Origin of the sequence: Neorickettsia helminthoeca str. Oregon, assembly GCF_000632985.1 — a bacterium.
Taxonomy (GTDB): domain Bacteria; phylum Pseudomonadota; class Alphaproteobacteria; order Rickettsiales; family Anaplasmataceae; genus Neorickettsia; species Neorickettsia helminthoeca.
The window spans coordinates 429,831-450,195 of record NZ_CP007481.1 but is presented as its reverse complement, the minus strand read 5'-3'; the positions used below and the strand labels follow the sequence as shown (position 1 = coordinate 450,195).

Sequence of the window (20,365 nt, the reverse complement as noted above, 5' to 3'; positions counted from 1 at the left end):
GCTATAATTTGCGAGAATACTAGGGCCTTACTTTTATCTTTATTCGAGGTGTTCTATGTCCCTGCTGGAGCCGAGACTTTCATATAAACCCTTCCAGTACGACTGGGCCTATGAGGCTTGGGAAATACAACAGAGGGTCCACTGGCTTCCGGAGGAGGTCCCCATGGCAGATGATGTTCAGGACTGGCATAACAAGATAAGCAAAGCTGAAAAAAATCTACTGACACAGATTTTCCGATTCTTCACTCAGGCTGACGTCGAGGTGCATAACTGCTACATGAATCACTATGCTGGTATTTTTAAGCCTCCTGAGGTGTGCATGATGCTCACGGCCTTTGCGAATATGGAGACTATACACATCGCCGCCTATGCTCATTTGCTCGACACGGTTGGTATGCCGGATATAGAATATCTAGCTTTCACCAAGTACCAGGAGATGAAAGAAAAATGCGAGTATTTAAGAGCGTTCAAAATGACTAGCCCAATCGAGATAGCAAAGACCCTAGCTGTATACGGCGCTTTCACTGAAGGTCTACAGTTATTTGCATCATTTGCGATTCTTTTGAATTTCCCGCGCTTCAATAAGATGAAGGGGATGGGTCAGATTATTGCTTATTCTGTCCGCGATGAAACACTTCATTCGAATTCAATTATCAAGCTTTTTCGTACTTTTCTCATCGAGAACGGAATCAATAAAGCCGACCTGGAAAAGGAAATTCACGAAATATGTGACGCTATGGTTTTGCATGAGGATGCTTTCATAGATCTCGCGTTCGAGATGGGTGATGTAGAGGGATTGAAAGCTTCAGAAGTGAAGGAGTACATCAGATATATAGCAAATCTGAGACTGAAGCAGCTCGGCTTTGAAGAGATCTATAAGGAAAAATTGAATCCTCTACTCTGGCTAGAAGCTATGCTAAATACAGTCGAACATACTAACTTCTTTGAAAATAAGGCAACCGAGTACTCTAGAGCTGCAACAAAGGGAACTTGGGATGGAGTCTTCGATGATGCATAGGGGACACTTTCTCATACCTACATTACTTCTATTTGTTTTTTGGATTCTTTTATCTGGGCGGAATTCGATATTTTTCGTAAGTCTTGGTCTGAGCTCTGCTGTCTTATCCTATGCGATCTACTTCCGTTATTTTTCGCATTTTGATTTTTCAGCCATTTTTTCGCTGCACTTTCTTAAGTATTTATCCTGGCTCGTCTTACAGATCATTTTATCTTCCGCCTCGCTACTGAGATTGGTGTACTCGAGGAAGCTTCCCATACTGAACGATAATGAGACTTTTGTTTCTTTCTCTGATTTGTTCGCAGATGATGTCTCGAATACCTTGTTTGCGTGTTCTGTCACCTTGACTCCAGGTACAGTCACAGTGTCTATCAGTGAGAATCGTATTTACTTCCACTGCTTTGATAATAGCTTCAAAGCTGGCATACCCGATATTAAGAATCATATCTCTGGTTATATCTACCAATGATTACACGCTTCGCTCCTAGTCCCACAGGTCTACTGCATCTAGGAAATATGAGAACAGCAATTATCTCGTTTCTTTGCGCTCGGTCTTCTGGGGGAAAATTTATATTGAGAATCGATGATACCGATAAAACACGGGTAAGAGAAGAGTATATTGAGAAGATCTTCATCGACCTGAAATGGTTAGGTATAGAATCAGATTTGTGCTTTAGACAGTCCGAGCGTTTTAGCCTGTATGACGAAGCTATGGAGCAACTCATACAAACTGGTAGGGTATACGCTTGCTATGAGACTCCTGAAGAACTGGAGATGGAACGTAGATCCCTTTTATCTCGCGGACTACCTCCCGTATATAGAAGGAGAAAGGAAATCAAAAATTCTGAGAGATCTCCTTATTATCGTTTCGAATTGGATTCCTCTGACATTATATCCTGGGATGATAAACTCCGCGGAAAGATCGCAATAGATTTGAGAAGTACGAGTGATCCAATCATTCGAAGGGAAAACGGTATTTATACCTATATGTTCCCATCCGTGATAGATGATATCGACTATGGTATTGATACAATCATTCGTGGAGAGGATCACATCTCCAATACTGCGGTGCAAATCCAGATGCTCAAAGCACTTGGCTGTAATAGAATTCCCGATTTTGCTCATATGCCGCTTCTAAAAATGCAATCTGGGAAAATTTCAAAGAGGGTTGGTGGGTATGAAATAGAAAGCCTAAGAAATGCCCATATAGAACCAGAAGTTATCTGCGCATATCTTCTCAATTTAGGCGGTAGATCATCAGCTGATTTTAAAAACTTCAAAGAATATAAGGAATTTAATCTTAACCATTATTCCTCCTCCTCGTCCGTGATTGTTTCGTTGGAAGAAATTTATAACCTAAACGCAAAGTTTCTACACAGTATCGCTTACGAAGGTATTGTATCGCGCCTGGAAAAGGCCATTACAAGAGAGTTCTGGGAGGTAATAAAGAAGAATCTCTTTTTTTTGAGTGAAGTCAGTACTTGGTGGAATATATGTACAGACCCAAACTTGATTTTCGAGAAGAAGCCTTACAGTACTGACATCATACGAGATGCAATAATGCTATTGCCTGAAGGGGAAATTTCTCCAGAAACCTATAAGCAATGGCTTGCTCTGTTATTTGAACGGCACAAGTATACAAAAAAGGAGATCAATATTAATCTGAGGATTGCTTTAACTGGTAAAGAAAGCGGTCCGGAAATAGGAGGTATTCTACCATTCATAGGCAGGGAAAGAATATTGTTAAGACTAAAAACTCAAATAGACGATGTTTGATTTCGCAATCTTTTTCCTTTTATTTTTTCTTGTTTTATTGGTTCTTCAAAATAGGAGACTCAAACTAAATAAAGAGAGTCGCATTCTTTTCCCTGAATGGATCCTTAAGCATCGTGACGGTTTTTATATACGTGATTTTTCTTCTGATATAGAGGTCTTTAAACTTGAATTGCAGGGTCGTCAATATCACTCGCTTGCTGGATTTCTACAGAACTTCGTGGATGGTAGAGACGTACAGAAAGCCTTAGATGATAAGGTCGAATATAGAAAGTTCCTATTACATGGGAAGGATAATGGAGTTAAGTTTATTGTGTATCTATGGAGGATAGATGCGAATCAGAGTGCAATTCTTCTCTTTGATTTTTCTGAGAACGTGCGCGATATATTGGCTCTAAAAGAAGAGAATCAGAAGATTCGATCCAAGATAAGATTTTTCCAAGAAGTACTGGATCAGTCGCCTTTTTTATTCTACTGCAGCGATGGTCAGAATAAGATTTATAATCAGGAATATTTGTACTGGAAGGATTCCTTTGGTATACCGAACAAAAGTTGCACCTTCAGTATTGATACAGATGCGAAGTCGCTTTTGGTAGAGGCAAAGGTCAGAGATAATATAACCATAGTGTTCGGACAAGATAATGCAAACCTTGCAGAAAACAGTAAACTATTAAGGCTATGCAAGCAAAGAATGGAGATTTTTCTTAGCAATACATCGGAAAAAATTGTAATTTTCAATCATAATCTCGAGAGAATTGCTTGCTCCAGGGCTTTTTTTAGGTGTAAGGGGGTCGAGGAAGCGCTAATGGCGCAGAAATCCGAGCTTAAAGATTTAATCACTCCAAAAGTCATCAAATTAGAAATAGATGGGCTCTCCATGAACGTAGAAGCGATTCCCTACATGAAGGAAACTATGTTTATATTCAGGTGAAGACTGACTCCACTAAGTTGATTCTGCATATATCAACCAGCGGATACCTTCGTAGGAGTAGTCATCAGAGCTTAAGACACGTACAGAAGTAGCCCCATAAACAAAGAGAGCTAGATTCATACTCGGAAATGACGCACGCAACCATTGAAATAACGCAGCTATTCAAGCACTTTCGGTACAATAAAGTATCCGAGCTCAGTGTCGGTGTACGAAGTTATTTCATCAAACTTAGACTCTTCTTCGAAACTAAACGTGAATAACTTCTCCTTATGAATATCAGCGTCGGGGCTTTTTATTTCTTCTGCCGCCAGCTTTGTTATCCCCTTTTCCCAGGAAAAGAGAGAGTTGATCTTAAGAGAAAATTCTTCTATTTCAGCTTCTGCGAGAGATATTCTTGCTAGCTTCTTACTCTTAAGTATGCTCAGATCCTTCATGTTCCTTATGGATTATTAACACCCATTCCACAGGAATGCATTATAAGTGGATTCATATGAGAAAAATAGACTCGTGTTATACGAATTCACTCACTACAGTAATCTCTCAGTCTAGTTGAAAGAGAATCAGAGATATTTAATCTGGTCCAGATGAGTCGTGGATTTTACAGCATCTTTTTGTAATCCAGTTATAAAAATACGTCGAAGATACAAATACAAAACTAAAAATCAACAAAAGTTGTGATACAATCTACGAGTCCGTTTTTGCACTCTTATCAGGGAAAGTAAATGCATAGAAAGAAGTACTCACAATTTATTGCTGCTGTTCTCTCAAAGTCTGGAGATGTACCTTCCGAAAGCTTTATCTCGTTAGTGAATCAGTTTTATATAACACTTCGAGAGGAAGACTATTCTGATCCGGATTACTTCTTCAAGATTGCAAAGGAAGTCTATGAACTACTTGAAAACCGAATAGAGGGTCGAAGGAAGATAAAAATCTTTAATTCAAAGAAGGAATATAAAGGGTCAAAGGGGAAATACGTAGTAGTACAAATTTTGAATCCAGATATGCCATTCTTAGTTGATTCTTTCACAGAGGAGATTAAGGCAAATGGTTTCACTATATATAAAAGATTGAATGTCGTCCTACCGATTGAGAGGGATGAAAATGGTAACCTAATTAAGATACACAGCAGGAGAGATCCTGGTGAAGGTAAAAATGAATCCCTGCTCTACTTCCTCATTGACGAGACAGATCAGAATAGAATCTCTATACTTAGGAGTAAGCTTGAGGAAGTCAGTAATCTCGTTGTTGCAGTAGTCTCCGATTGGAAGAAAATGGTGACTGTACTCGAATCAGAGATTAGTAAAATAAAGTCCTGTGATCTATCCAACCAAACCTGTCTGCTTGAGCAAAAGAATCACAACTGCTTATCAGCAAGTGAAATAATAGCTTTCCTAGAATGGTTGAATGAACATAATTTCATTTTCCTTGGATATGAGGAATACTCCTTAGATAAAGAAAAACTCGAGAAAAAATCATCTTCTCTACTTGGTATATGCAGATTGGAAAGGAATCTTGGGAATAGCAATCAATTTAAGGAGTACACGGCACTGTTATACGTGGGTAGATCCGGATACGTATCCAGAGTACATAGACGAGTCAACGTTGATTGTATAAGAATCAAGTGTCTCTCAGACAAAGGAGAAGTGATCGGTGAGAAAAGATTCTTGGGACTCTTTACATCCACGGTATATTATCAGGATGTGCGTCTCATACCTATCCTGAGGAAGAAAATAGAAAATGTCGAAAAAATGGCAAGCTTCGTTAAGGGTGGTCATAATCATAAGGCCTTGCTTGCTATAATCCAGGGACTACCAAGGGGGGAATTATTCCATACTTCAAGCGAAGAACTATACGAAACCTGCACAGGAATGATTTCTCTGGCTATAAAGCCTACCCTCAGGTTATTCATCAGAAGGGACAAAGTAGGGATGTTCATATACTGCGTTGTTTTCGTTCCTAACGAACAGTTCAGCATGAAGTTGCGCTATAAAATGAGGAAGTTCATTGCACAGATATTGAATGGAACAGTCTCAGACGAATATCTAATTATCGGTGAATCTGGATTAGTGAGGTTGCAATTAGTACTAAAAGTGGACTCCTTTGAAGCTTCCTCTTCTGATGAAGAGATTGAGAAAATACTTATCTCGATGGCTAGAGATTGGGATGAAGAGCTTACTGATGTGATTTGTAAGGAATCTAAAGCGAAGGATAACAAAAATGGGTACTTGGAGTATGTAGGAAAATTTCCTGAAAGTTATAAAGAATCTTTTGATGCGTTATCTGGGTACAGGGATATACGGAAGATCCTAAAAGTCACAACTGAAAATCCTTTGAGTGTGAAGCTATACGAAGAATCTTCAAAATATCATCTCAAGATCTACTTTGTAGAGGGTACACTGGAACTCCATCATCTAATCCCTGTCATAGAAAATATGTCGATGAAGGTAATGGAGCACAATTGCTATAAGGTCAAGTGTTCGCCTACGGTTATGATACATCACTTTTGCTTGCAGTCAGTTGCAGAGATGTTATTTTCCGTGGATAAGATAAGGGAAAAGTTCGAAGGTGCACTAACAAGAATAGTAAAAAATGAGCTGGAAAATGATCAATACAATGCATTGATCGTGCTGGCTGGCTTGGATTGGCGCGAAATACTTCTTCTGCGTATGTTCGGGAGTTACCTGAAACAAATTTCTTTTAAATATAATCCCTCTTATATTCAGGCGGCACTTTCACATCACCCTGATGCAGCTGTGTTGATTATTCGTTTATTTCATGCACGTTTCTCCCCCGACATCAAGGAGGAATCAAGACAGGAAAAAGTGGAAATACTAAAAGGTAAATCCAAGAAAATTTTATCCTCTGTGACAAACGTCATGTATGACAACATCATCAGGACGTGCATTGAGCTTTGTCTCTCAATCCTGAGAACAAACTACTATATGAATAAGGAATACATCTCAGTGAAAATTTCCTCCAAGGATATCACTGATATGCCACTGCCAAAGCCTTTCGTGGAGGTTTTTGTGTATCACAATAAATTCGAAGCAATACACCTCAGGGGGGGGAAGATAGCACGTGGTGGTATCAGATGGTCAGATAGACTGCAGGATTTCCGGACAGAAATCCTGGGATTGATGAAAGCTCAAATGGCTAAAAATACCGCTATAATACCAGTTGGTTCAAAAGGTGGTTTTATTCTCAAGGAGCAGATCGAGGATAGACAACTTCTTACTGAAACAGCAATCCGCTACTATAAAGATTTCCTTAGAGGTATCCTTGATCTCACAGATAACATAGTCAACGGAAAGTGCGAAAAAGCAAAAGACATCCTGACCTATGATCGGGATGATAGTTATCTCGTTGTCGCTGCAGATAAGGGCACAGCTAAGTTCTCCAACTACGCAAATGAGGTGTCTGCTGAATACAATTTCTGGCTCGGAGATGCATTTGCATCTGGAGGTTCTAGTGGATACGATCATAAAAAACTTGGAATCACTGCCCGTGGTGCATGGATCTCAATGCAGATGGCGTTCTGGGAAAGATTCAATGACCTGGAGAGAAAAGGAAGTAGTATCATAGGTATAGGGGATATGTCCGGTGATGTATTCGGAAATGGGATGCTCCTATCGAATAAAATAAAGCTAGTCGCTGCATTCAATCACATGCACATCTTTATCGACCCAAATCCCGATCCTGAGATTTCTTTCCAAGAAAGACAGCGGATGTTCAATCTGCCCTCCTCTACTTGGATGGATTATAATCACTCTCTTATTTCGAAGGGCGGAGGTGTTTTTCTGCGCAATGAAAAACTCATTCCGATTTCTTCCGAAATGAAAAAAGTCTTCGATATATATGAGGAAAAACTCACCCCAAATGAGTTGATAAAATATATCCTACAGTCTGATGTAGATGTTATTTGGAACGGTGGTATTGGAACATATGTAAAATCGTCAGAAGAAACAAATGAAGTCGTCGGTGATAAGGCCAATGACTCTATCAGAGTGGATGGAAAAAATGTCAGGGCTAAGGTCATTGTAGAGGGGGGAAACCTAGGCTGTACACAACTCGGCAGGATAGAATATTCTGGAAATGGAGGAATAGTCAATACAGATTTCATAGATAATTGTGCTGGCGTATCCTGCTCCGATATAGAGGTAAATATTAAAATAGCCTTCTCTAAAGCAATAAAATCTGGAAAGATAACGCTTCGAGAGAGGGATATACTGTTGAAAGCAATGGAGCCAGAGGTTGTTGAGTTGATACTCCTACACATCAATAAAATTCAGTCGCTAATGATGGCGATGGAAACAATGAGATCTCCTAGAAGGCTAGAACAATATCAAAATTTGGTTGGTAAATTGGTCAAGGTCGGACTCCTAGATAAAAAAGTGGAATTCCTACCTTCCAATGAGGAAGTGAAGCGTTTATTCGCGGAAGGTAGAAGTTTCGAAAGACCTCAGATAGCTGTCCTGGCTGCTTATAGCAAGATGTACATATATGAAAAAATCATCACTTCCGAACTGCCAGATAGTGAAATTCTTTATCACTATTTGATTAATTATTTTCCAAGTCTGATGAGAGAAAGATTCCTGTCAGACATACTGGATCATCCGTTGAGACGAGAAATTATTGCGACTAAGTTAGCGAACAATATAGTCAATAGATTTGGATGTACTTTCATCCAGAATGCCGTACAGAATACAGGATTTTCATCTAAGGAAGTGATCAGAGTTGTGGTCACAGTCATGGAGATATATGACTTACCTGCTCTCTTTGAAGAATTGGACCATCTTATCGGACAGATTGATATTCAGTTCTTCTATCGAATTAATGTTCTTGTCATACAATTTTTGGACCAGTCAGTATATTGGTTACTGAGAAATTATCCTCAACCTATCAACCTTACTTCTGCCGTGGAAGAATTCTCTGATAAAGTTCGAGAAATCAGTACAAAACTTGTGGATGTTCTCGATTCTAATTCATTAAGCGAATATAGAGAATCTCTTCAATCATTCGAGAAGTTTGGTCTATCACCAGAATTGAGTAATAAATTGGCAGGACTGCAGTTTGTTTCAGCTGCTTTGGGCATTGCGCAGACCTCCAAAAATCTCTGCGAGGCCGAAGGTTTTGAAATAGATCATATGGTTGTGAGTAGGATTTATTTCGAGCTAGGTGCTGCTTTATCGCTCGCATCACTTCGTGAGATTGTCTACAAAAAATTTGAGAATAGTTCGTACTGGCAGAGGATCTCTGCATACTGTCTATCAGATGAGCTCTGTGATGAACAACTTGCTTTCACCCGTGAAATCGCGAAGTATATAAGGAAGGATGTAAACTACTTCACTGCAATTAAGCAGTGGGAAGGCAAACACTCCGCTAAGCTCGAAAGGTACAAGACCTTTTATAATGATATTATGTCTTCCGGTGAGCTTGATATCAATAAGTTTATGATGCTCGTAAAGCGATTACGCTCGATGCTTTCAAGGGAGTATTAATGTGTTTGGAATAGGGTTCTTTGAGCTTCTAGTAATACTAGGAGTAGCGGCCTTGCTGGTAGACAAAGAGTCTTTTCATGAAATATTAAAGCTTGCTAAAAGTCTGCATGTGAGACTTGAAGCGCTTAAATACCAGATCGTGGAATATTTTCATGCACCCAACGAATCTAAGCATATTACCGGTGATGACGATAAGATATATGAGGTCTATGAAGTAGAGAGTAGTGAAGTTCCGATGTCGAAAAAAAGCGAAGTTGATAAGAAAAAAGAGGATTCCAAGGTAGAATAGTTGTTTGGCATATCATTTCATTCGTAAAGATATGTTCACACTTGAGTATAAACCAAGTCCCTGGTAAATATTATAATATATCGGTGTTACATATACAACGTACATTGTTATACTATAGTTGCATAGAAAGAAGATAATGACTGCTCTAATCCTAGTTGTAGATGACATCCCGAGTAACGTCAAGATATTGGAAATCAAGTTAACTGCTAAGTATTATCAAGTCATTACCGCTTCTTCTGGAATTGAGGCGATAGAATTAGCGAAGCGGAATCAGCCTGATGTGATCCTGTTGGACGTCATGATGCCTCAGATGGACGGCTTCGAGACATGCAGACGTCTTAAAAGTGATTATTCAACGATGCACATTCCAGTCATCATTGTCACTGCGCTCAACGATATGGAGAATAAAGTGGAAGGCCTAAGCGCAGGTGCTGATGAGTTCTTGGTGAAACCCGTCAGGGACTTCGCTCTTTTTACTAGGATAAAGTCTCTATTGAGATTCAAGACGATCCTAGATGAGGTGAGGCTAAGAATCAACACTAAAGCTCAGCTCACAAGTGGCACAGAAAATGAAATTGTCAGCTACGTAGGAGATGTGTCTTCGGGTGTGATTGCTGTTGTTGATCAGCAGAGATCATTATTCGAGCCGATAGAGAAGATGTTGAAACCCGTTTTCGCAGAAGTCATACATCTAAGTGAAGGAGAAATAGAACAACATAACTTCGACGTACTAATTGTCAACATTACTCTCTCCAAAGATTTATTGAGAGTCTGTTCCACAGTCAAGAGTCGCCCTAAGAGTAGATCTATACCAATTATACTGATCATTAATGATGAAGATGATGAAGGGGTGATTAGCGAAATCACTGAACTTGGAATAAGTGATTATGTTGATATGCCAATCAATAGGAGCGAGTTTATTGCCAGAGTTGCGACGCAAGTCAAGCGAAAGAAATACCAAGATATCATTGAGAGAAGTGTCGAGGATAATTTGAAAATGGCATTCATTGATCCACTGACCTCTTTGTATAACCGCTACTATTTCGAAAAATATGTAGATGAACTACTAGTGACAGTGAGGAAGTCCAAAAGTAAGACGTTCTCCATGATGATGATAGATATTGATTATTTCAAGAAGATCAACGACGCCTACGGACATCTCTCAGGGGATCTAATTCTCAAGCAATTGGCGTTATGCCTTAAAAGTTGTCTACGGCTCAATGACTTAATTGTAAAATTCGGTGGAGAGGAAGTAGTTGTTGTATTAGTGGATGCTACACTACAGGAAGCCTATGATGCCGCTGAGAGGGTAAGATTGGTTATAGAACAGCAAAAATTCGATACCATTAATGAAGATGTAAAAGTCAATTTGACCGTCAGCATAGGAGTGGCTGAGTATCAAGATAGAGATACATTAAAGACATTATTAGGTAGAGCTGATACAAACCTCTACGTTGCAAAGGAAAGAGGTAGAAATACTGTAGTAATGTCGGATTGTCGTTCTTGAGGACTTTCATTAATTTGCCTAATCTAGGAGTCTTATATAGAATATACTTCTCTGAGTACTGATTTGATTGATGTGTGGTATAGTAGGCGTTATTTCCTCGAAAGACAATGTAGTTCCGCTTGTTCTGAACGGTTTAAGTTGTCTGCAGTATAGAGGGTATGACTCTGCTGGGTGCATTTTCTTAGATGGTGGAAAGTTTACTTGTACGAAAGTTATCGGACCTGTCCAAGGTTTAATAAAAGACATCTTGAATAAGAATCCTTTTTCAAAGGTTGGTATGGGTCACACTCGTTGGGCGACTCACGGGCAAATTAATCTAGAAAATGCACATCCCCACTATGATTCTGATGTCGCGATAATACACAATGGCATAGTTGAAAATGCAACGGAGCTCAGGAAGATTCTCCAAGAGGAAAGCTTAGAGTTCAAAACTGATACAGACACCGAAGTCATCCTAAAGTTGATAGTTAGACACTCGCAGGATCACAGAAAAATTGACGTATTACAAAGAGTAATGGGCCAGATTCATGGCTCTTTTGCTATAGTAGTGATTTTTCAGAATAATCCAAATGAGATCTTTGCTATGAAGCGTGGGATTAGTCTAATAGCCGCAAGTAACGGTAATATTTCTGTAGTTGCATCAGATTTGAGCGCAGTATCCTTCCTAAGCGAAGAACGATACTGCATGGAAGATAATGATATAGCAGTCATTTCGCCGAGTGATATCCTTTTTTTCAATTCCGGGAAAAAAGTTATAAGGAAAGCATTTAAGAGTAGCTTTCATAATTTCATGGTCGCAAAGAGGTCCTCTAATAAAAAGCAGGACTTTATGCTTTCCGAAATACTGGAACAGCCAGCACTCATCGGAAGAATAGCCAGAGCAGCTGAGTTACAAGAAAGTGATTTAAAATCTGTATTGAAGTCAGCAAAAAATATAAATATCGTTGCTTGTGGCTCTTCTTTTTTCGCTGGCTGCATAGCAAGGGCTTGGATCGAAAAATACTTAGATGTTCGCGTCAACGTAGAGGTCGCATCAGAGTTCACATGGCGGGATTTTATGAAAGATGAATTATTTATCTTTATTTCCCAGTCCGGGGAAACCGCTGATACACTCCTCGTATTGAAGACAGTCAGGAATTATTCTATTGGTTCCTATATTATTTCCGTGGTTAATGTACCTGAGAGTAGTATCGCGAGACTGTCGGACTTTCATATATATACAAATGCTGGTCCGGAACTAAGTGTTGCAGCAACGAAAAGTTTCACTTCTCAGCTAGCAACACTCTTACATCTTGTCGCTTTTACAGGAAAGAATAAAGAATGGATCTTAGACGGATTAACAAAAATTGAACACGATCTGCAGGAAGTCATAGACAGTTTGGAGTTCAACATCGACACGGTAGTTGAGCAGATTTACCGCAGTGATCGTATCTTCTACGTGGGAAAGGGGCTTGGATACTTCGTTGCCGTGGAGGGAGCGCTAAAGCTCAAAGAGATATCCTACATAATGGCTGAAGGTATCCAATCTGGCGAATTGAAACATGGTTCCATCGCACTAATAGAAAAGGGCTTTCCTGTAATATTATTGGCACCTAGTTCACTATCTTTCGCAAAGGTACTATCAAGTATTCAAGAAATTTATACCCGTAATGGAAAGTTGTTCATTTTCACTGATAAGGACGGCGTAAAAAGGTTAGAACACCTTGATGTAGAAGTGGTAGTACTTCCAGATACTTCTGAACTAACGATGCCTTTTGTATATACAGTCGCGATGCAAATCCTCGCGTACAGGGTTGCTGTTAAGAATGGGAGAAATGTGGACTATCCAAGAAATCTGGCAAAGTCGATCACTGTAGAGTAGTTATATCTGATAGAATGAGTACTTCTCTGCTTTGAGTCTGCATATGAAATGAAACCTCGAGTATGAGTTCATTGATTATACCGTGTCGGGTGCCCTATCCTATTCTCACCACGGGTATATGATATTGAGATAAATAAGCTAGCTCGAATACCATGGTGTCTTCGAAATTTATAGCCTTTACTTTCCTCTTCATTCTTTGGGGGTAATCGAGTCAACCTGACTTCCCCGCTCGAAGAAGGTATTTCCTCATCACTATCTTCTTCCCGTGAATCTTCAGGTACATTTCCGCTAATCAATCCAAGTTCATACCTTTCTAGCTCTAATCTTGCTCTTCGTCTTCTCTTACACACAAATGCTACTAATACTAGAAAAATCAGTCCAAATAACCCAATATTGAGGCGGAGAAGGCAATCGCTGCAGTAGCACTAGAACTACTACTATCAAGAAGATTGCCACTATTACTGGTCAGAGTAGCGCTATTCTGAACATGATAAATCGGAGCAACCTGACTACTAGGTGCGCTAGATACTTCCCCTATTTTGGAAGTAGTTCTTTTCCCTCTGATAATGCTCTTTGGTCGCGCTCCGGTTGATGAATGAGAACTCTGAGCCAGTGCGCCAGTCGTGGATCGCGTCTGTGTTGTTTTTATACTCTGCGTTGTTGCTATAGTACCGGCGGCTCTATGACTCGTCTTTGCTGCAGACTCATGCACACTTGACGCACGCGTAGAAGATATACCCTGCGAAGGACTTCTGCCGATTGCAGAAATGGCGGCACTTGTTGTAGTAGTCGTTGTAGAGGTAATTCTCGAGGTTGTACTAGATCTGGTAGTAGCTCTACTTGGAGGCACTTCAGTGCTAGTTGTGACTCCACCATTTTTCTTGCAATCGCTATCACTGACACTAAAACTGACACTAAATAATACTCTTTCTACACCGCCATTATTCTTTGTGACAAATACATCAAACCTGGAGACAGTTGCACCAGAACTGTAGCTTGGCGCCACTTTCATATCTGAAATTACTCCAGATACTGTTGTTAGTCGCTCTACCGAGGAGCTGCTTAATGTATTTCCACCGGCTTTAACATAATAGAGTCCACCGTAGATGTCTGAACAACTGCAGAGACTTTATTGTTCTTACGTGCATTTACGGCAATACGCTCTACTCTCCTCCCCGATAGGGTAGATGGTGCAAAGTTAGACAGGGAAATACTACCTCCTCCCCACTACTTGAGCCGCTCTTAAGGGTTGTACCTTCGCTTGCTAGAACAACAATACGATTACCACTACCTTCCGCTACTGAAACAGCATTAATACTACTACCAGTATTGTTTACAGTTTTTTCGGTGCCGCTTGCTGTTATCTCTCCAGTACTACTATTGACACTACTATTGACACTAAGTAACTGGAATTTAATACCAGAGTCCTCATAAACTGCGCATGATTTTTCACGATTCATAGGGCCACAGACTCCTATACTTTTAACACTCTTTGTATGCTGGTATTCACTTATCTGAGTCAGTGATGGTGTACTACTCTGGTACAAGAATATACTCTGCTCTTAATATACTCTGCTCTTAACGTTACCAGAAGTCAGTTTATAACTGAGCACCACTTGCGCAGTATTACTTTTTGAAAGCTGATCAAGCTGTGGCTTAAAAGATAAAAGGTCAACGCCATTGATGGTGCTCTCAGCTCTTTCTCCGGATGAGTTTTCTATCTCTAATTTGAGAGAATTCTCAGATTCTTAAAATAGCCTATACTTATGACCAGCATGACTGAGATAACTTAAAAGCGTCATATCGCCCTCTGTGATATCCGTAAATGGAGCGTACCTGATACGGTATTCCGTTCTCGTTCGGAAAGTAAATCTAGATTAATTTACTTTTAATAGTAAATACTTTAACTTTTTATCTCAATGATTTCAATTTCTAAGCTTAATTGAATCCCAATAGGAACACCCATGGAGAAATAAATCTAACATAGAAGATCGGCAATTTATTCTTCTAATAGAAAACTGATGACAGCCGCTCTTATATACTGCCCATTTCGGACCTGAGTAAGAATTCCATTTCTGGAATCATTTAAAACCGCATCCGAGATTTCACGATTCCTATTCACTGGGCCAGGATGCATGATTAGAATATCAGGCTTTGCAACCGCAAGTGCGGCTTTGTTTAAACAAAAATCGATTCCATTATCAATGTCCTGACTAGCACGCTCATTCTGAGTCCGTAGCATGATTACCACATCGGCTCCACTCAAGGCATCGTGAAAATTTGGACTGTATCTAATCCCTTCATCCAAGATCTTGGGCATCAAAGCAAGTGGTCCGGAAATAGATATGACTGCGCCTAATCTCTGCAAAATCGGAATTGTAGAGTGCGCTACCCTACTTCTCAATATATCCCCGCATATGAGTATGTTTAGTCCTTCGATTTTTTCCTTCATGTGCAATATCGTGAAGGCATCTATCAATCCCTGAGTCGGATGCTCATTGGTCCCATCACCAGCATTTATGATGCCGCAGTCTATATACCCCTTCAATAAATGCAGGACACCACTCTCGCTATGTCTAATCACGAATAAATCAGGAGAAAATGCATTCAGAGTGGAAATTAAATCCACAAGATGTTCGCCCTTCCTAGTAGCAAGATTACTGACATTAGCCTTTTCAACTATACATCCAAGTCTGGACGCGGCAACTGAAAAGGATGTCTCCGTCCGCGTCGAACTTTCGAAAAATATGGAGAAAAGTAACTTCCCAGATAGGTTGCTTTCAATACCGTTCTTCAGATAGAAGGCTGCCAAGTCGAAAATCTGATAGATTTCATCAACACTGACATCTCTATTACTTAGTAAACTTCTCATGTATAAGTAGTTTCTCGATTTTCCTTAGGTTTAGCACCGCACATGAATTAAAATACCATAAGAGCAGTGTCAGTACAAAAGAAGAGAAAAACATCAGTAACAACGGAGTCAACATCGATGGATGTATGGATATCCCTTCAGGACGAATAACGCTGGATTTCTGATGTAGAGTCGCCCATAGGTATACGGAAAATTTTATAATAGGAATATTAACCAGGCCAATCAAATTAACGATCGAAGCTAATTTTATGTTAAATTCCTTATAGTCCCAGATAAGGTAATACCCTAGGTATAAAAAGAATAATACAAACATCGAAGTCAAACGTGCATCCCAGACCCAGAAAGTTCCCCATATTGGTTTGCCCCAAAGACTTCCAGTGATCAAGCATATCATAGTGAAGGTCATCCCAATTGGTGCCAGAGCATAAGCAACTATCCCGAGTACAGGAACGGAGAAAGATAGATATATGATATTAAGTAATCCAATCACTGAATATAATAGCACAGCCAGCCAAGCCGCTGGGACATGTACATACATGATTCTTACGAATTCGCCATGCAACTGATCAACGGGGGATGAAAATACAAAATAAAAAGCCAATGAATATAATAGTGTCAACACTATTGTCAAAGCTAGAATATTCTTTTTTTCCTTATTTGATATATAAATATTATTTTTCATTGCACGGAAAACTGGATGGAGTGTACACTATAGATAGAGTATTCTCTCAGCAAATACGGCTAAGTAAAGATATATTAGTTGATTGGTTTCTGGAGTGGATAACACCTTTCTCTTTAAAATTGATGTCTTGCGTTAATTTTAACCAAAAAATTATAAATTACCGTTTCAGGAGTATTGTATGCAATTTTGAATTGTGATACATCCACAATGTAGTTTTTTAGTTGAGCAGTGGATATGACGGAGATCGCTAATCAGATAACAAATATGATGGCTTATAAAATCAGGAAGCGGATGGAAGAACTTGGTATCAATGCTAGGGAGCTTGCTGAGAAAGCAGGAGTGGGAAAATCATTTGTATATGACATATTAAATGGTAAATCGAAAAATCCAACTTCGAAGAAACTGGATTCTATTTCTAGAGAGTTGGGAATTTCTATTTCCTATTTAATCAACGCGTCTCCTGATTCCATAGACTACGAGAATTATGCCCCTGTCCATAGTTTGGAGAATCGTCATAACGTGAACATTCTACTCAACAGAATGTTCTGCGAAGAATGGATAGGTGAGGAATATAAGCTATATTCCTGTAATATGTATGATGATAGTATGGCACCGAGTATTATGCCAAATGAAACCCTGATAATTAGGGAATTTGATCAAAATAGTAAGATAAAATCAGGAATATTCCTTCTCCGTGATGATTTCAACAGCATCGTAAGAAGCGTCGAGCACATTTTTGGAACAAAAGATATAAAGATAATCCCTGATAATGAGAAATATTCAACCTATATTAAACATTTTGACGAAATCGAAATAATCGGAAGGGTTATTTTTACAATAAAGAGAGTGTAATGACGGTGTCAAAGGTTTCCCCCAATGAACTGAGAGTTTTTCATCTTGGGAAACCTTTTCTTGTTCAGTAATTTTATTGTCCCTCCTTATCGCAATTTTGGATGCAGTGTGTCTCTGATTGTATGTTACCACCACAGTTGACGAAGCACATTCGATAATCCCCCTCGCATGAAGACTTGCAAGCATTCACGACTTGTTCATTAGCTCCACCGCCAGCATGACTACCTGTAATCAGAGACTTTGCCACGCTCGTTACACCAGAGATCACACCGTATGGTAGGCCATGATCCAAGCAATCCTTTATACATCGCTGCTTCGATAGAATACACTGATTTGCACAAAGTCTACCTGATTCCGTTTTTGGCGGAACAAAATGATGGGTAGTCCTGTAAACTGGTGCGCAGCCAGATAGCAATGATACTATTGCAACACAAAGTAAGCATCTAGTAGTGTTTAAAGTTGACATATTTTCTCGTTATGATTTGTGGAGATAAGTATTACAAATTTTAATTAAAACTTATCTAATTCATAGAAGAGCAAATATAGTAAGTTTAAGGTATAAGTAACCATCCACTCATCAGAAATCTCTATTAGTATTGCTGTGATTATATGATAAAATCCCGTGATACAAGCAGGTTAGTTGTACATGTCAAGTTACGACTTCCGGGAAATAGAGGAGTTCGCTCGATCTTCCTGGAATTTCTCCGCTGAGACCTATAAAGAAAAAAAGTATTATGTACTGAGTATGTTTCCATATCCTTCAGGAAAACTTCATATGGGGCACCTTAGGAACTATGTAATAGGAGATGTATTAGCGCGCTTTAAAAAAGCAAATGGATATAATGTTTTGCATCCAATCGGCTGGGATGCGTTCGGACTGCCAGCTGAAAAGGCTGCCATAGCTGGAAACGTACATCCTCGAAAATGGACCGAGGAGAATATTTCGAAAATGAGAACAACACTGAAAAATATTGGTCTCTCGTATGATTGGAGTAGGGAAATTTCAACTTGCTCCCCCGAATATTGTAAGCATGAACAACGATTCTTTCTTGATTTTCTTAGGGCTGGTCTGGCTTATAAAAAAGAATCAGAAGTAAATTGGGATCCTGTCGATAAAACGGTATTAGCGAATGAGCAAGTCATAGATGGTCGTGGTTGGAGGTCCGGCGCTCTGATCGAAAAAAGGAAGATCCCTCAATGGTTCCTAAGAATCACTGACTTTGCAGAGGAGCTACTACAGGACCTGGATAGCCTTCCAGGGTGGCCTGAAAAGGTCAAGACAATGCAGGCGAATTGGATAGGTAAATCCGAAGGGGCATCAATTAAGCTCAGATTAAGTGGACATGGCTCAAAGTTTGTCGAAGTTTTCAGTACTAGACCGGAAACAATTTTTGGTGCATCGTTCTGTGCAATATCGATAGATCATCCCATCGTCAGAGAACTGGATTTAGTAAAACAGGAAAAAATCGAAGAATTACGTACTTTATTCAATAAAAAATTAGGTATCCCAACTAATTTGGAAGTAGTACATCCATTTTCCAAAGCTAAACTTCCTCTATACTTGGCTAACTTCGTACTAATGGATTATGGTACAGGGGCAATATTCGGATGCCCAGCTCATAACGAGAGAGACTTTGAATTTGCTCAAAAGTACAATTTGAAGATCACCCCAGTAATCAAGAAAGGGGACACAGATACCGCCCTCCCCTATTGTGACTTGGAAGGAGAGATGTACAATTCGGATTTCTTAGACGGAATGGAAGTCATAGAAGCTAGGAAACGTATTATCCAAGTAATTGAATCACTTGGAATAGGTGAAGCAAAGACCTCGTACAGATTAAAAGACTGGGGAATATCAAGACAAAGATACTGGGGATGCCCTATTCCAGTCGTATATTGCGAGAAATGCTCAATGCAGCCAGTAAAAGTCGAGGACTTACCGATAACTCTTCCAGAAGATGTAGATTTTTCAAAGCAAGGAAATCCACTGGAGAGTCATCCCAAGTGGAAGCATACAAATTGCCCTAAATGTGGGGGTCCAGCACTCAGGGATACCGATACTTTTGATACGTTCTTTGAATCTTCCTGGTATTTTGCAGCTTTTTGCAATCCATCTGCAGGTATAGATAAGGAAGCTTGTAAGCACTTTCTACCTGTCGACATGTATATCGGCGGAGTAGAACATGCAATACTTCATTTACTTTATTCAAGGTTTTTCGTGCGTGCGCTACAGAAATGTGGTTATTTAACAATCAAGGAACCTTTTACGCATTTAGTAACTCAGGGAATGGTCTGTCATGAAACTTATAAAAACGATGCTGGAGAGTGGTTATATCCAGATGAGGCAAAACTCCTCTCAGCTAGGGGAGAAAGCATCTCAGTCGGAAAAGTTGAGAAAATGAGTAAGTCAAAAAAAAATATAGTCGACTTAGAAGAGGTTATAACAAAATATGGCGCTGATGCAGCAAGGTTTTTCATACTTTCCGACAATCCTCCAGAAAATACTTTTGAATGGTCTGATAAAGGTATTGAGGCAGCTTTCAAATTTTTACGCAGAATAAAAAACCTAGCGGAAAAATATCTTGCTGTTGAGGATGAGATTCAATCACCGATGAATAAAGAGTTCAATGTAAAGATGCATAAGATCCTCCGTGATATCACAAAGTATATAGAAGAAATAAAACTCAATTGCGCAGTCGCAAAAATCCATGAATTAGTGAATTTGCTTTCCACAAGTAAGGAAGTAGACAGGAATGCAATATATACACTGCTCAGAGTATTGGAGCCATTTGCACCCCACCTTTCAGAATATCTTTCCGCAGAGCTTGGAAATACAAATAAACTATATGGTTCGCCTTGGGTCTCATATGATGAAAGTATCCTGCAGGATGATACTATAAAGATAGCAGTGCAAAAAAATGGGAAATTCCTTAAAACAATTGAGGTTCCAAGGAATCACCTCGAAGCAGAAATAATCTCTATTGGGAAGAGATTGATCAAAAATTGTAAAATTGATAGAGTTATATATATCCCGAACAGGGTGATAAATTTTCTCTGCAACAAGATTAGTTAACTGAATGTT

General features: G+C 39.4%; 16 protein-coding genes. 10 read left to right on the top strand and 6 right to left on the bottom strand.

The genetic code is table 11. The annotated features are described in order from the left end of the window. Positions 1–55: 55 nt before the first annotated feature. Genes NHE_RS02190 through NHE_RS02175 form a run of 4 tightly spaced genes read left to right on the top strand, consistent with a single transcriptional unit; the run spans position 56 to position 3,722 of the window. On the top strand, positions 56–1,018 hold the full coding sequence (locus tag NHE_RS02190; RefSeq protein ID WP_038559525.1) for a ribonucleotide-diphosphate reductase subunit beta: 963 nt from the start codon (positions 56–58) through the stop codon (positions 1,016–1,018). Next, a complete protein-coding gene (locus NHE_RS02185; protein ID WP_332248299.1) occupies positions 996–1,487 on the top strand; it encodes a Na+/H+ antiporter subunit E in 492 nt (163 codons plus the stop codon). Before NHE_RS02190 ends, NHE_RS02185 begins: the two co-directional genes overlap by 23 nt. After that, positions 1,484–2,794 (top strand): glutamate--tRNA ligase, encoded by a 1,311-nt coding sequence (gene gltX, locus NHE_RS02180; RefSeq protein ID WP_038559522.1) that lies wholly within the window; start codon positions 1,484–1,486, stop codon positions 2,792–2,794. The genes NHE_RS02185 and gltX overlap by 4 nt, the downstream gene beginning before the upstream one ends. Next, positions 2,787–3,722 (top strand): hypothetical protein, encoded by a 936-nt coding sequence (locus tag NHE_RS02175; RefSeq protein ID WP_038559519.1) that lies wholly within the window; start codon positions 2,787–2,789, stop codon positions 3,720–3,722. Before gltX ends, NHE_RS02175 begins: the two co-directional genes overlap by 8 nt. Positions 3,723–3,880: 158 nt before the next feature. On the opposite strand, the gene NHE_RS02170 is transcribed toward NHE_RS02175, so the two are convergent. Next, positions 3,881–4,156 (bottom strand): hypothetical protein, encoded by a 276-nt coding sequence (locus tag NHE_RS02170; protein ID WP_038559516.1) that lies wholly within the window; start codon positions 4,154–4,156, stop codon positions 3,881–3,883. Between the two features lie 288 nt (positions 4,157–4,444). On the opposite strand from NHE_RS02170, the gene NHE_RS02165 reads away from it, so the two are divergent. The 4 genes from NHE_RS02165 (at position 4,445) to glmS (ending at position 12,877) form a co-directional block, all read left to right on the top strand. Continuing rightward, positions 4,445–9,220, top strand: a complete 4,776-nt coding sequence (locus NHE_RS02165; protein WP_038559513.1) for an NAD-glutamate dehydrogenase — start codon at positions 4,445–4,447, stop codon at positions 9,218–9,220. 1 nt (position 9,221) lies between these two features. Further along, complete coding sequence (locus NHE_RS02160) at positions 9,222–9,509, top strand: twin-arginine translocase TatA/TatE family subunit (protein ID WP_038559510.1); 288 nt, start codon at positions 9,222–9,224, stop codon at positions 9,507–9,509. Positions 9,510–9,645: 136 nt separating this feature from the next. Then, on the top strand, positions 9,646–11,016 hold the full coding sequence (locus tag NHE_RS02155) for a PleD family two-component system response regulator (RefSeq protein WP_038559507.1): 1,371 nt from the start codon (positions 9,646–9,648) through the stop codon (positions 11,014–11,016). Positions 11,017–11,086: 70 nt separating this feature from the next. Continuing rightward, positions 11,087–12,877 (top strand): glutamine--fructose-6-phosphate transaminase (isomerizing), encoded by a 1,791-nt coding sequence (glmS, locus tag NHE_RS02150; protein WP_038559504.1) that lies wholly within the window; start codon positions 11,087–11,089, stop codon positions 12,875–12,877. A 373-nt stretch (positions 12,878–13,250) separates the two neighbouring features. Here glmS and NHE_RS02140 read toward each other — a convergent pair whose 3' ends face one another. The 4 genes from NHE_RS02140 to ccmC form a co-directional block, all read right to left on the bottom strand. Beyond that, a complete protein-coding gene (locus NHE_RS02140; RefSeq protein WP_038559498.1) occupies positions 13,251–13,889 on the bottom strand; it encodes a hypothetical protein in 639 nt (212 codons plus the stop codon). Between the two features lie 151 nt (positions 13,890–14,040). Next, positions 14,041–14,337, bottom strand: coding sequence for a hypothetical protein (locus NHE_RS02135; protein ID WP_038559495.1), 297 nt, complete (start codon positions 14,335–14,337; stop codon positions 14,041–14,043). Between the two features lie 539 nt (positions 14,338–14,876). Next, positions 14,877–15,749, bottom strand: a complete 873-nt coding sequence (locus tag NHE_RS02130; protein ID WP_038559492.1) for an aspartate carbamoyltransferase catalytic subunit — start codon at positions 15,747–15,749, stop codon at positions 14,877–14,879. Next, complete coding sequence (ccmC, locus tag NHE_RS02125) at positions 15,730–16,431, bottom strand: heme ABC transporter permease CcmC (protein WP_084473269.1); 702 nt, start codon at positions 16,429–16,431, stop codon at positions 15,730–15,732. The genes NHE_RS02130 and ccmC overlap by 20 nt, the downstream gene beginning before the upstream one ends. Positions 16,432–16,665: 234 nt before the next feature. Between ccmC and NHE_RS02120 the strand changes: the two genes are divergently transcribed. Next, positions 16,666–17,283: an XRE family transcriptional regulator gene (locus tag NHE_RS02120; protein ID WP_038559489.1), complete on the top strand. Its 618-nt coding sequence runs from the start codon at positions 16,666–16,668 to the stop codon at positions 17,281–17,283. Positions 17,284–17,356: 73 nt separating this feature from the next. Here NHE_RS02120 and NHE_RS02115 read toward each other — a convergent pair whose 3' ends face one another. Beyond that, on the bottom strand, positions 17,357–17,749 hold the full coding sequence (locus NHE_RS02115) for a hypothetical protein (RefSeq protein WP_038559487.1): 393 nt from the start codon (positions 17,747–17,749) through the stop codon (positions 17,357–17,359). 180 nt (positions 17,750–17,929) lie between these two features. Here NHE_RS02115 and leuS point away from each other — a divergent pair, with 180 nt between their 5' ends. Next, positions 17,930–20,356: a leucine--tRNA ligase gene (gene leuS, locus NHE_RS02110; RefSeq protein WP_038559484.1), complete on the top strand. Its 2,427-nt coding sequence runs from the start codon at positions 17,930–17,932 to the stop codon at positions 20,354–20,356. Positions 20,357–20,365 lie beyond the last annotated feature (9 nt).